5 protein-coding genes are annotated in these 15446 nt (G+C 39.8%); all 5 read right to left on the reverse strand.

Annotated elements, in window-relative coordinates:
- Positions 1-17 precede the first annotated feature (17 nt).
- The 5 genes from HYN86_RS17305 to HYN86_RS17325 all read right to left on the reverse strand — a co-directional run bounded on the left by HYN86_RS17305 (position 18) and on the right by HYN86_RS17325 (position 15415).
- The gene (locus HYN86_RS17305; protein WP_113679178.1) at positions 18-1337 is read right to left on the reverse strand and encodes a gliding motility-associated C-terminal domain-containing protein; all 1320 of its coding nucleotides are present in this window, start codon (positions 1335-1337) and stop codon (positions 18-20) included.
- Positions 1338-1478: 141 nt separating this feature from the next.
- Positions 1479-3866: a tail fiber domain-containing protein gene (locus tag HYN86_RS21240; RefSeq protein WP_113679179.1), complete on the reverse strand. Its 2388-nt coding sequence runs from the start codon at positions 3864-3866 to the stop codon at positions 1479-1481.
- A gap of 1141 nt (positions 3867-5007) precedes the next feature.
- Positions 5008-6774 (reverse strand): hypothetical protein, encoded by a 1767-nt coding sequence (locus tag HYN86_RS17315; protein ID WP_162789397.1) that lies wholly within the window; start codon positions 6772-6774, stop codon positions 5008-5010.
- Between the two features lie 109 nt (positions 6775-6883).
- Entirely contained in the window at positions 6884-8056 is a 1173-nt protein-coding gene (locus HYN86_RS17320) for a hypothetical protein (protein ID WP_162789398.1), read from the reverse strand.
- Positions 8057-8146: 90 nt separating this feature from the next.
- The gene (locus HYN86_RS17325; RefSeq protein ID WP_113679182.1) at positions 8147-15415 is read right to left on the reverse strand and encodes a hypothetical protein; all 7269 of its coding nucleotides are present in this window, start codon (positions 15413-15415) and stop codon (positions 8147-8149) included.
- Positions 15416-15446: the final 31 nt, after the last annotated feature.

Here is a 15446-nt window from a genome sequence, read left to right on the forward strand (position 1 = left end):
TTAAATTATTCCTATTATTATTGATTATTAATGTATAGATAACCCGTTTTCTCCTTGCCTTTTCCATTTACGTTGTACTTCAAAATATAGAAATAGGTACCTGTAGGAAGCTTATCTCCTCTTTTTACCGTTACACGGCCATCAGAGTATCCTCTAAACATATTGTCGCTTTCATTATAAGAAACTGTATCATACACTTTTACACCCCATCTGTTATAGATTTCTACAGTGTTATCTGGGTATTCGCTAATTCCTTTGATATGGAAGGTATCGTTCACTCCATCATCATTTGGAGATAATGCGTTGTACACCACAACATCCTCCACTGGATCTTCTGTCTTCTTCACAACAGCCATGGTAAAGATTCCGTAGCCGCTAACCTGCGCTGTTAACAATTTCTCATAAGCTTCGCCTGTTATATCTGCACTTAAAACTCCTCCTTCATTAACCCATTTATTCAAGCTTTCATCCCATCTTACTATTGCCAATTCAGTATCCGAATTTTGCTGAAAATAATCCGATGGTGTTGTGTCATGGTCTAGTGTCAGACTTAAGACAATTTTTTCACTGCCTTGGTCCTGGCTGATTTTCCAGTATTCCTTATCGTTGATTTTAAGTATGCTTTCATCCTTATTAGAATGTGGATAAGCAGGATCAGAATTTTGATAAAAATATTGTGTCGTATAAACATTTGCTGCAGATCCATTTACCGCATGATATGATGGTCTGTAAAACAACTCATTACCAACAGGAAAGTAAAATTCTGCATTTCCTCTTTTTTCTACCCTTCCGTCCACAAAACTCTGGTCGCCTGCAGCAGTATGATTTGCATTTTCCAGAAAAATCATTTTACTTTTATCGTGTAACTGATCTGTCTCTGCATAAAACGCATTGATAATTCCATTTTTGAAATCAGAATTTTTACCAACAGAAATCATGGTTTTAAGATTAAAAGGAACTAAAGCGCTCATATTGTCAAAAATTACATTTTGAAAATCTGATTGTTTTGACCCTTCAATTGACTGGCTTTGCTGCCCTGTAAAAAAGGTCTGTCCATTTCCCGCAGGGGTATAACCTACTTTTCCATCATTATTCCAGTTTTGAAAAATATAAGTCTGACCATCATTAATAAAATTGCCGGAAGTTTCATTATTGTAATCCATGTAGATTGCCATTATGGTATTATCAGCTATTTTAACTTCGCCGCTGTTTACAAATTGGGCATTCATTATATTACACGTAAACAAACCTGCAAATAGTCCCAAGGCATATGAACCTCTTTTATTTACCATTTTAAAATCTGACAATTTTACTTTATATAAATCTTTATTTTCCATAGAATTGGTATTGGTTACCACATTAAATTAAACTTTTAATTAGTTGATAAAATTAATTTATCAATCCATCCTGCTTTATCCCTAAAAGTTAATACTATATCAGAATAAGGTATTTTTCCTATAAAAACACTGAGAGCTTTTTTATTTTAGGTTTTTAATTAATGCTTTTAATTCTTCTATTTCTTTTTGCTGCATTGCCTGATTATTTTGAAGCTCTTTAATTGCAGCATTAGAAGTACTTATTTCTTTTTGCTGTTCTTTTACTGCTTCTACTAATACAGGAATAAGCATAGTATAGTTTACTGTGTAAAAACCTTGGTCATTTTTACTTACCGCTTCTGGAAGAATTTTTTCGATGTCTTGTGCAATTACTCCCAATTGGTGTTTATCATTAAAGTTCATTTCTTTAAACTCTTCTTTTCTCCAATTGTAACTTACACCCTGTACTCTTTCTACAATACTCAAAGCATCTGTAATTGGTGCAATATCTTTTTTGTAACGACGGTCTGAAGTAACATTAAATGCTGTACCGTTAGCATCAACACAACTTATTGTTCCGTATACCGTAAGTTTATCTGCTGTTGGCAGACCATCTCCAATAGAGAAATTATTAGTTGTTCCGTCAATTTGGAAAATTCTTGTAGCTACTCCTGGAGAAATAGCCAGGTTCGGATTCATATAACGCGCACGGGCAATGCTGAAATTATTACCACTTGTTCCGCCAATTGCTGTACCTAAATAATATCCTGTTGTACCCGCTTTGAATATTAATTCATTGCTGCCGTCTGTAGATGTACTATTTTCTACAACCAATTGTTTACCATCATTTCTAAAGTGCGATATACCTCCTTCTACATTAAATCTTGTATCTGGCGCAGTAGTTCCAATACCAACATTACCTACAGTATTTATAGACATGCGTTTTACATTCTCTGTCCAAAAATCTAAACCAAAACGATTTGAACCGCTTACTACTGAAGTTCTGTTAGAACTAATACCTACCTGTGATGATACACTTCCAAATACAAGACCTGAATTTGCAGGAGAAAGCGTTCCGTCAGAAATTCCGTCTGCATCAACAATTATCGCATTGGCAACATGCATTTTACCATTACCGTAAATTCGCGCTAATTCTTTTGAACCTGTTGCACCAGTTCCTGCATTAAAACTAAAACCATTTGCTGTTGTTGGAACCTGTAACCTGAATTGGGCGTTATTTACACCTAACCCATAAACCATATTGTCGTTGTTTCCATTTTGATACAATACAATCTTTCTATTTGCAAAAACATTTTCAAATTGTAATGGAGCATTTGGAAAAGCTGTACCAATACCAATATTTCCCATTTGGTAAATATTTTGAGTATTTTCTGTAGCCTGCTTATTTGTTGCTGTATTAAACCAAGGTTCTTTTACCGCTAAAGGCGCATCTACCCAAGTTGGCGTCGTACCTACAGTCTGCATGATTTGACCTGCTGTTCCTGCGGTTAAGCTAATTTCAGTGTCTTTAAATGCGTTGTTTGCACCATTAGTAACTGTAATAAGGTTGGAACTTGTTACAGAACCCGCACCAATGGTTGGCGGCGCCCCAGCTTCTCCTTTTTCACCTTGCAGACCTTGAATTCCTTGAATTCCTTGAGGTCCAGGTACTCCTTGTTCTCCCTGAATTCCTTGAGGTCCCGTTGCTCCTGTCTCTCCTTGAATTCCTTGTGGACCCGTTGCTCCTGTCTCTCCCTGAATTCCTTGAGGTCCAGCCGCTCCTGTCTCTCCTTGAATTCCTTGTGGACCCGCTGCTCCTTGTTCACCTTGAGGTCCTTGTGGTCCCACTGCTCCTTGTTCTCCTTGAGGTCCTTGAGGTCCCGCTGCTCCTTGTTCACCTTGAGGTCCTTGTGGTCCCGCTGCTCCTTGTTCTCCTTGGATTCCTTGAGGACCAGTCAATCCTGGTTCTCCCTGAATTCCTTGAGGACCAGCAACTCCTTGTTCGCCTTGAGGTCCTTGAGGACCCGCTGCTCCTTGTTCTCCTTGAAGCCCAGTTGCTCCTTGTTCTCCCTGAGGTCCTTGAGGTCCAACCGCTCCCGGAATACCTTGAATACCCTGCATTCCCTGTGGACCTGCTTGGCTTAGTAATTGTAACACGTTTGAAACTCCTTTTTCATCTATGTAGGTTAACTGATTATTAGTGTTATCATAATGTAATGTGGTTAGTGTTTCTGTAAATTGAATTGGATCATTTCCAGCAATCATTCGAGACCATTTACTTCCATCCCAGTAGTAAAATCCTGGGGTAACATCATTTACTGTCGCTGTATTATAAACCAGCAGACTTTTTGCTATAACTCCCGTAACAGGACTTTGATCTGTAGTTTTTGTTAAAGCTACTCTAGGCATAAGTACTCCTTTGTTTGAAGAAGTAATGTCTAGCTGCGCTGAATTATCTGGTGTAAGTGTACCAACTCCAACCTGAGCTTGAGCACTGTAAAACCCAAATAGTGCAAGAATTACAATTATTCCGTCTTTGAAATGTTTCATTTTATTTTAATTTTTGTTAAATTATCGATTCTGCCCTGCAAAACGCAGTTTTTTTCGGCGGGCAAATGTCCAACAGAACAGAAAGCAAAACAGCCACTAAAAGTTTTTAAATTGTCAAATTAAGACAAACCTGTAAGTAATATGCTGCGAAATACCGCAAACACAGCGGTTTGTAAAGTCGTAAATAGGTGTTGTTACTCGAGAGAATTGTGTTTTTAATAGATAATAACTTACAAATGAAGTTTTAAAAGAAAAATATCAGTAACTCATTGACAGATAATGATGTACAAGTGCTTCGGTTTTCGCGAGAAAGGCTTGACTATTCTTTGTGACGTTACTTTCGGATATTTGATTCGCGAGATGCGCTACAAAGATTTGGGGGAGTTTGTGGTTGCGTTGTGGTTACGTCGCGGAGTTACTTTACGGAGTTACTTGCGGAGATTTCTCTCCCGAAGCCTTTGGATCGAAATGACAAACTGCACGGTTACGTTGTGTTTAAAACCACGTAAACCCTCAATTTTCGCATAATTTCTCCCCATTTCTCCGCAATCCTCCGCCCAATCTTGTCATTTCGATCCCGAGGCTTCGGGAGAGAAATCTCCGCGAGATGCTCTACAAAGATTGGGGCAAACTGTGGGGTTACTTTGCGGTTACGTTGCGGAGTTACTTACGGAGATTTCTCCTTCGTCGAAATGACAAAATGTACGGTTACTTTATGTTCAAGCCTGCTTAAGGCGCCAATTTTTTTCAATCTTGTCATTTCGATCCCGAGGCTTCGGGAGAGAAATCTCCGCGAGAAGCTGTGCAAAGATTGGGGCAAACTGTGGGGTTACTTTGTGGTTACGTTGCGGAGTTACTTGTGGAGATTTCTCCTTCGTCGAAATGACAAACTGCGGGGTTCGTTGTGTTTAAACCACAATCTTGTCATTTCGATCCCGAAGCTTTGGGAGGGAAATCTCCGCGAGAAGCTCGACAAAGATTGTAACAAACGGGTAAAAAAAAGAGGAAAACTAAGTTTTCCTCTCTTTTAAATAAAAAATTATGAAAAAGTAAATAACCATTTACTACTGCACAGGCATTCTAACTTTGTCTGATTATGCAGTTCTTACTAAGGCTTTGTAATGCTGTTATGCTATTGAGATTAATTAACAGTAAAAGAAACTGTTTCTAGAAATCCTAAAATTTTATATTGATCGACTAAAGGAACTGAATTGTTGACATCATACACATCGACATTATTATTAGTACCATCGAAAACCCCTTTACCATATAAGATCACTTCTTTTGTTCCTACTGAATCAAAATAAACTAAACCAGAATCAAATGTTACATGATTGGTGGCACTTGTATTATTTTGACCTGTAAAATGAACTAAACCAGGCTCCGTAATATTTACAGCAACCTTAATATAATGAGATGAATCTAATGGACTATTTTTAACATAATTTCCGTGAATGCTGGTCGCAGAAAAAGTACATTTGGCAGTTTTATACTTTAATGGTTTTTCTTGAAAATGTACCAACACATTAAGCATGTCAGCTCTACCTTCTTCCTCTAGTTCTGTCATAATATCTACTATTGCTCGACTATCAAAAATATCTAAAATGAGAAATTCTTGTGCATCTGTTGCTAAAATATTTTTAAAAGTAATACCGCTTCCCTGCAAAAGCACTTTATGCATGCCCACTGTATGAAAAGTACCCATAGCCCTAAATTTAACAAAATTTTCTCTTTCAACAAATCTATTACGTTCGTCATCACTAGTGTTAGTAACATCTATTGACCCTAAATTATAAGTACCTGGCTTAGTAACATTTACAGTTGCCACCATATAATTACTGCCAGTTAAAGGAACACCCCAATAATATTCCCCCTGTACAGGACCTATATCTGTTATTTTATAAAGAGCTCTATCAATTGCATTAAAATTATTAAAATTTATATCCACCTGACCTATAACCTCTATAGTTGCTTTATTATCCTCTATTTGAACATTATAATTATTATAGATATAAGGGTACTGACGTTTATAGTTTGAATTATTATTTACACCAGCTACAGTCAACAGTATTTCCTGCTCTCCTGTCTCATTAAAAACACCCTGCGTATTTATCAATAAATCTTTATCGGTGTAATCGTCATACTGTACAGATTTAATAACCGGCATTCCTATATCGTATAGACCTGTTTTAGTTACATTTAGCTTTAATTTTATATAGTTATTTCTGCTGTTTACAGGAACCCCAATTGCGTAATCTCCTACTGCTTCTGCAGAAACAAATGTATATTCTGCAGGCACTTCTACAATACGTTTTGGTTTAAGTTCGTCAATATTAAAACGAGCAAGGTCTGGAAGTTCCCCATCTTTAAAAGCATAATAATCGGTAAGTATAATTTCAGTACCAGCAGTTTTAGGACTACCCCCTAAAAACAATTTTAACTCTTGCTCTCCTGTCATCTTAACATACATTGGGTTAGAAATAATCATGATATCATGTAATGCCTCAAAATCATAGGTACCAAAACATACTAATCCTGGTTTTGTTACATTAATTTTAATTTTTATAAAATTACGGCCGTCTACAGGTGTATCTTCATAAAACTCACCTTCTATCGATCCTGAAACATAGGTATATTCTGCACGGTCATTGCATTGCGACCATGTAGTCCCTAACCATGTTTTAAGGCAGTTTTGGTCTGTGTCGTAAATCACTAAACCTTTTGAGTCTTCTGTTAAACCAGACTCCATAGCTGTAATTTGGGCTGTTGTGGCTCTTGGCGGCATCATTCCTTTTGTTCCATTATTAGAGAGAATTTCTAAGGTCGCATGGTCATCGCCTTTTTGCTTCCCGCCTATTACAACTGTTCCGTTTACTTGTGCAAAAGACTGCACCATAGTAAACATCATTATTATGAAAGTAAAAAATATTTTTTTCATTGTTATTTTTTTTAGAAAAATTAAGTAAAATAATAAACCGGCCTTACTTAAAGGCCTGTTTAATTATATCATTAATTGGTTACATATTATATGTAATCACGTACCAATCAGTACCATCTGACTGCAAAGTAACTTTTGCACTTCCGGCTGTTGCTCCTTCAAAAATGCTTCCTGCTAGATATGGCAATGAAACACTATCTGAGTAAATAACACTTTTATTGAAATTTACTATTACTGGAGTTTTGCCATCTGCCAACAGTGTATTAAACTGGTTGATAACTAGTATTCTTCCTTTGTTTGCTGTAGCATCTGGAAGTGATATTGTAATATCGCCTGTTAATTTTGAAGCAATAATGGTATAATCAGCAGTGGTTACCGTATAATTGCTGCTAATTTTTTTTATTTCCATAAGATTAGATGCTGCTGCCGCTTTCCATCCTACTACTCCTGCTTCGGTAGTTGTTAAAACTTCGCCAACATTTACAGATGGTTTAATATCTACTGATGCAGCAACCAATGTTGCTCCTGTTCCGCTTACCTGTAAAACAGTGCTTGGTGTATTTGTTGTAATATCTGCTTTTGCAGTTATATCTCCTGCTCCAACTTTTTTCCATCCCACAACACCTCCTGGACCTGTTGTTAAAACTTCATCAATATTTTCTGAAGGTTTAATACCTACTGTTGCGTTAATTAATGTTGCTCCAGTTCCAGATACTGTTAAAACTGAAGGAGTAGAACTCGTAAGATCTGCTTTTGTAGTAATATCTCCAGCATCTACGGCTGGTTTTTTCCATCCTACCACACCCGTTGCGGTTGTTGTTAGTACTTCGCCCACAGTTGCAGATGGTTTGATGTTTACAGATGCAGCTGCCAATGCTGCTCCAAGTCCATTAACTTCCAAAACAGTATTTGGAGTAGTAGATGAAAGGTCGTATTTTGTGATCAGATTGGATGGTGCTATTTTACGCAGTACTCCGTTTGCATCTGTCACTACTAGATCATCTGTGCTGGTTCCTGTTTGTAAACCTAAAATGGCTAAGGTATAAGCACTCGTTGTTGTTAAAATTGAAGGTTTTGTTAAAGCTCCCCCTAACTGTATATTACCGCTGGTAATTGTTAAACCATTGTCTGCTGTGCCAGGGGCGCCAGGGTAGAAAGTTACTTTTTTCCCATTTGGAGTAACAACGGTTTCGGTCTGCGCCATCATAAATCCTGATTGGATAAATAACAACATGCATATTATTTTTTTCATATTTAGTTCTTATGAGTTTTTATAATTTACTTATTTGAAGGCCGCACACTCTTGTTATTTAGAGTGCGCAGCTTCAAAAAAAAACTGTTTTTATTTTAAATAATCAATCATTACATTATCATTAGCCATTAATACATATGAACCATTATTGGCAGGGATGTAAGTAACTGTCTTACCACTAACAGAAATAGCATCTTTATCGATACGTACCCCATTGATATACAATTTCACTTTAGAAAGTGCAGAAGGCTCTGCTGATAATTCAAAACTACTATCACCTGCGGCAGCTGTAAATTCATCTATTGCCTGTTGAGGAATAATAGCATTTACCACATATTCATCGTCATCAGTACCTGCTCCAGTAATCACAATGTTTGCACCTTGAGTTACTTTACCGCCTACTCCTTTTAAACTATCCATGAAATCTTCATATGTTTTAGTGGCATTGCCTTCCTTAGTTTTCCACTCTTCATAAGCAGATGCTCCCGTTGCTCCGGTTGCTCCTTTTAGTCCATTTAAGAATTCATCATATGATTTGCCGTCGTTGCCAGGAATTGCTATCCAGTCTTCATAAGCAGATGCTCCCGTTGCTCCGGTAGCTCCTTTTAATCCATTTAAGAATTCATCATATGATTTGCCATCGTTGCCAGGAATTGCTATCCAGTCTTCATAAGCAGATGCTCCAGTTGCTCCGGTTGCTCCTTTTAATCCATTTAAGAATTCATCATATGATTTTCCGTCGTTGCCAGGAATTGCTATCCAGTCTTCATATGCAGATGCTCCCGTTGCTCCGGTTGCTCCTTTTAATCCATTTAAGAATTCATCATATGATTTGCCATCGTTGCCAGGAATTGCTATCCAGTCTTCATATGCAGATGCTCCCGTTGCTCCGGTTGCTCCTTTTAATCCATTTAAGAATTCATCATATGATTTGCCATCGTTGCCAGGAATTGCTATCCAGTCTTCATAAGCAGATGCTCCAGTTGCTCCGGTTGCTCCTTTTAATCCATTTAAGAATTCATCATATGATTTGCCGTCGTTGCCAGGAATTGCTTTCCAGTCTTCATATGCAGATGCTCCCGTTGCTCCGGTTGCTCCTTTTAATCCATTTAAGAATTCATCATATGATTTGCCATCGTTGCCAGGAATTGCTATCCAGTCTTCATATGCAGATGCTCCCGTTGCTCCGGTTGCTCCTTTTAATCCATTTAAGAATTCATCATATGATTTGCCATCGTTGCCAGGAATTGCTTTCCAGTCTTCATAAGCAGATGCTCCAGTTGCTCCGGTTGCTCCTTTTAATCCATTTAAGAATTCATCATATGATTTGCCGTCGTTGCCAGGAATTGCTTTCCAGTCTTCATAAGCAGATGCTCCCGTTGCTCCGGTTGCTCCTTTTAATCCATTTAAGAATTCATCATATGATTTGCCGTCGTTGCCAGGAATTGCTTTCCAGTCTTCATAAGCAGATGCTCCCGTTGCTCCGGTTGCTCCTTTTAATCCATTTAAGAATTCATCATAAGATTTTCCGTCGTTGCCAGGAATTGCTATCCAGTCTTCATATGCAGATGCTCCCGTTGCTCCGGTTGCTCCTTTTAATCCATTTAAGAATTCATCATAAGATTTGCCGTCGTTGCCAGGAATTGCTTTCCAGTCTTCATATGCTGATGCTCCCGTTGCTCCGGTTGCTCCTTTTAATCCATTTAAGAATTCATCATATGATTTGCCGTCGTTGCCAGGAATTGCTATCCAGTCTTCATATGCTGATGCTCCCGTTGCTCCGGTAGCTCCTTTTAATCCATTTAAGAATTCATCATATGATTTGCCGTCGTTGCCAGGAATTGCTATCCAGTCTTCATATGCTGATGCTCCCGTTGCTCCGGTTGCTCCTTTTAATCCATTTAAGAATTCATCATAAGATTTTCCGTCGTTGCCAGGAATTGCTATCCAGTCTTCATAAGCAGATGCTCCCGTTGCTCCGGTAGCTCCTTTTAATCCATTTAAGAATTCATCATATGATTTTCCGTCGTTGCCAGGAATTGCTATCCAGTCTTCATAAGCAGATGCTCCCGTTGCTCCGGTAGCTCCTTTTAATCCATTTAAGAATTCATCATATGATTTGCCGTCGTTGCCAGGAATTGCTTTCCAGTCTTCATATGCTGATGCTCCCGTTGCTCCGGTTGCTCCTTTTAATCCATTTAGGAATTCATCATATGATTTGCCGTCGTTGCCAGGAATTGCTTTCCAGTCTTCATATGCTGATGCTCCCGTTGCTCCGGTTGCTCCTTTTAATCCATTTAGGAATTCATCATATGATTTGCCGTCGTTGCCAGGAATTGCTTTCCAGTCTTCATAAGCAGATGCTCCCGTTGCTCCCGTTGCTCCTTTTAATCCATTTAAGAATTCATCATATGATTTGCCGTCGTTGCCAGGAATTGCTATCCAGTCTTCATATGCAGATGCTCCCGTTGCTCCCGTTGCTCCTTTTAATCCATTTAGGAATTCATCATATGATTTTCCATCGTTGCCAGGAATTGCTATCCAGTCTTCATATGCTGATGCTCCCGTTGCTCCGGTAGCTCCTTTTAATCCATTTAAGAATTCATCATAAGATTTTCCGTCGTTGCCAGGAATTGCTATCCAGTCTTCATATGCTGATGCTCCCGTTGCTCCGGTTGCTCCTTTTAATCCATTTAAGAATTCATCATATGATTTGCCGTCGTTGCCAGGAATTGCTATCCAGTCTTCATATGCAGATGCTCCCGTTGCTCCGGTTGCTCCTTTTAATCCATTTAAGAATTCATCATAAGATTTTCCGTCGTTGCCAGGAATTGCTATCCAGTCTTCATATGCAGATGCTCCCGTTGCTCCGGTTGCTCCTTTTAATCCATTTAAGAATTCATCATAAGATTTGCCGTCGTTGCCAGGAATTGCTTTCCAGTCTTCATATGCTGATGCTCCCGTTGCTCCGGTAGCTCCTTTTAATCCATTTAAGAATTCATCATAAGATTTTCCGTCGTTGCCAGGAATTGCTATCCAGTCTTCATATGCAGATGCTCCCGTTGCTCCGGTTGCTCCTTTTAATCCATTTAAGAATTCATCATATGATCTGCCGTCGTTGCCAGGAAGACCCTGCCAGATTTCATATGCTGATGCTCCTGTTGCTCCGGTTGCTCCTTTTAATCCATTTAAGAATTCATCATATGATCTGCCGTCGTTGCCAGGAAGACCCTGCCAGATTTCATATGCTGATGCTCCTGTCGCTCCAGTTGCTCCTTTTAATCCATTTAAGAATTCATCATATGATCTGCCGTCGTTGCCAGGAATTGCTTTCCAGTCTTCATAAGCAGATGCTCCAGTTGCTCCGGTTGCTCCTTTTAATCCATTTAAGAATTCATCATATGATCTGCCGTCGTTGCCAGGAAGACCCTGCCAGATTTCATATGCTGATGCTCCTGTTGCTCCGGTTGCTCCTTTTAATCCATTTAAGAATTCATCATATGATCTGCCGTCGTTGCCAGGAAGACCCTGCCAGATTTCATATGCTGATGCTCCTGTCGCTCCAGTTGCTCCTTTTAATCCATTTAAGAATTCATCATATGATCTGCCGTCGTTGCCAGGAAGACCCTGCCAGATTTCATATGCTGATGCTCCTGTCGCTCCAGTTGCTCCTTTTAATCCATTTAAGAATTCATCATATGATCTGCCGTCGTTGCCAGGAAGACCCTGCCAGATTTCATATGCTGATGCTCCTGTTGCTCCAGTTGCTCCTTTTAATCCATTTAAGAATTCATCATATGATCTCCCGTCGTTGCCAGGAAGACCCTGCCAGATTTCATATGCTGATGCTCCCGTTGCTCCAGTTGCTCCTTTTAATCCATTTAAGAATTCATCATATGATCTGCCGTCGTTGCCAGGAATTGCTTTCCAGTCTTCATAAGCAGATGCTCCAGTTGCTCCAGTAGCTCCTTTTAATCCATTTAAGAATTCATCATATGATCTGCCGTCGTTGCCAGGAAGACCCTGCCAGATTTCATAAGCTGATGCTCCTGTTGCTCCAGTAGCTCCTTTTAATCCATTTAAGAATTCATCATATGATCTGCCGTCGTTGCCAGGAATTGCTTTCCAGTCTTCATATGCTGATGCTCCGGTTGCTCCGGTTGCTCCTTTTAATCCATTTAAGAATTCATCATATGATCTGCCGTCGTTGCCAGGAATTGCTTTCCAGTCTTCATATGCAGATGCTCCCGTTGCTCCGGTTGCTCCTTTTAATCCATTTAAGAATTCATCATATGATCTGCCGTCGTTGCCAGGAAGACCCTGCCAGATTTCATATGCTGATGCTCCTGTTGCTCCAGTAGCTCCTTTTAATCCATTTAAGAATTCATCATATGATCTGCCGTCGTTGCCAGGAAGACCCTGCCAGATTTCATATGCTGATGCTCCTGTTGCTCCAGTAGCTCCTTTTAATCCATTTAAGAATTCATCATATGATCTGCCGTCGTTGCCAGGAAGACCCTGCCAGATTTCATATGCAGATGCTCCTGTCGCTCCAGTTGCTCCTTTTAATCCATTTAAGAATTCATCATATGATCTGCCGTCGTTGCCAGGAAGACCCTGCCAGATTTCATATGCAGATGCTCCGGTTGCTCCAGTTGCTCCTTTTAATCCATTTAAGAATTCATCATATGATCTGCCGTCGTTGCCAGGAAGACCCTGCCAGATTTCATATGCTGATGCTCCTGTTGCTCCAGTTGCTCCTTTTAATCCATTTAAGAATTCATCATATGATCTGCCGTCGTTGCCAGGAAGACCCTGCCAGATTTCATATGCTGATGCTCCTGTCGCTCCAGTTGCTCCTTTTAATCCATTTAAGAATTCATCATATGATCTGCCGTCGTTGCCAGGAAGACCCTGCCAGATTTCATATGCTGATGCTCCTGTCGCTCCAGTTGCTCCTTTAATTCCCTCTAAGAATTCATCATATGATCTGCCGTCGTTGCCAGGAAGACCCTGCCAGATTTCATATGCTGATGCTCCTGTTGCTCCAGTTGCTCCTTTTAATCCATCTAAGAATTCATCATATGATTTGCCGTCGTTGCCAGGAAGACCCTGCCAGATTTCATATGCTGAATCTCCTTTATCTCCTTTATCTCCTTTATCTCCTTTATCTCCTTTATTACCACTTACTTTTACCCATTCTCCTGTCTCAGGATCTTTAACATAAACGTAACCAGTTTTACTATCAATCCATACCGTAGCGTTGGATGGTGGACTTACACCGTCGATTCCAGGTACACCAGGACCTCCGGCAATACCGTCTGAACCGTTAAGACCATTAATCTTAACCCAGTCAGCTGTTCTGTCTCTCCATGCATCATCTCTTCCCTTAACCGTTTTATCTGTTCCAACGTAAGCATAAATATCTCCGTTTGGTGCTTTTATGATTGCATCAAGGGTAGTGATTGAACCAGCTGTTCCAGGTGCTCCATTAGCTCCAGCTATACCATTGGCTCCATTCAATCCGTTGATTTTAACCCATTCTGCTGTTCTGTCTCTCCATGCATCATCTCTTCCCTTAACCGTTTTATCTGTTCCAACGTAAGCATAAATATCTCCGTTTGGTGCTTTTATGATTGCATCAAGGGTAGTGATTGAACCAGCTGTTCCAGGTGCTCCATTAGCTCCAGGAATACCATTTTCTCCGTTTAATCCGTTAATTTTAACCCAGTCAGATGTTCTGTCTCTCCAAGCATCATCTCTGCCCTTAACCGTTTTATCTGTTCCAACGTAGGCATAAATATCTCCTTTAGGATCTACTACAATCGCATCAAGGGTAGTAATTGAACCCGCTGTACCAGGAGAACCGTCTACACCAGGGATACCGTCATTACCTGTTACTTTTACCCATTTTCCTGTTGCAGGATCTTTAACATAAACGTAACCAGTTTTGCTATCAACCCATACTGTAGCGTTTGATGGTGCACTTACACCGTCGATTCCAGGTACTCCAGGACCTCCGGCAATACCGTCTGAACCGTCAAGACCATTAATTTTAACCCAGTCTGCTGTTCTGTCTCTCCATGCATCATCTCTTCCCTTAACCGTTTTATCTGTTCCAACGTAAGCATAAATATCTCCGTTTGGTGCTTTTATGATTGCATCAAGGGTAGTGATTGAACCAGCTGTTCCAGGTGCTCCATTAGCTCCAGGAATACCATTTTCTCCGTTTAATCCGTTGATTTTAACCCAGTCAGATGTTCTGTCTCTCCAAGCATCATCTCTGCCCTTAACCGTTTTATCTGTTCCAACGTAGGCATAAATATCTCCTTTAGGATCTACTACAATCGCATCAAGTGTAGTGATTGAACCCGCTGTACCAGGAGAACCGTCTACACCAGGAATACCGTCATTACCTGTTACTTTTACCCATTTTCCTGTTGCAGGATCTTTAACATAAACGTAACCAGTTTTGCTATCAACCCATACTGTAGCGTTTGATGGTGCACTTACACCGTCGATTCCAGGTACTCCAGGACCTCCGGCAATACCGTCTGAACCGTCAAGACCATTAATCTTAACCCAGTCAGCTGTTCTGTCTCTCCATGCATCATCTCTGCCCTTAACCGTTTTATCTGTTCCAACGTAGGCATAAATATCTCCTTTAGGATCTACTACAATCGCATCAAGGGTAGTAATTGAACCCGCTGTACCAGGAGAACCGTCTACACCAGGGATACCGTCAATTCCATCTTCACCATTTAATGGAACCCACTTGGTGTTATCCTTAGGATCTCTAACGTATACAATACCTGATGAATAATCAATATACATTTGGATTGTACCATCTAATCCTTTAGTTCCAGGCAGGCCATTTCCTCCACTGATTCCATTTCTACCGTCGATTCCGTTTTTGCCGTTAATTGCAGTCCATGTTCCATCAGGGTTTTGAACATATACGTTCCCTGTCGAATTGTCTGTGTAAAAAGTTACACCTTCACCCGGATAGCCTGGGTCTCCTTTTATACCTGGAGCACCATTGCCGCCTGCAATACCACTTGCTTCACCAGAAACCGCAAGCCTATGCCATCTGTCTACATACCAGTAGTAGTAGCCTGGCTTTATATCAGAACCTGATGTTGTATTATATAACAGTAAACTATCTATATTACCATCTGACATTGTCGTAGTGTCTGTTGAACTTGTTAAAGCAACTCTCGGAATTAATATACCTTTATTTGTCGCAAAAACTTCCAGCTGTGCTGAATAACTGGTTGGATCCTTTTTACCTACAACTACCTGAGAGTAAGCAGAGAAACTACCCAAAACAAATAGTAAAGGAAGTAATCTATTCTTCATAAGATTGAATCATTAATTTGTTATTAAATTA

Origin of the sequence: Flavobacterium fluviale (assembly GCF_003312915.1) — a bacterium.
GTDB classification, from domain to species: domain Bacteria; phylum Bacteroidota; class Bacteroidia; order Flavobacteriales; family Flavobacteriaceae; genus Flavobacterium; species Flavobacterium fluviale.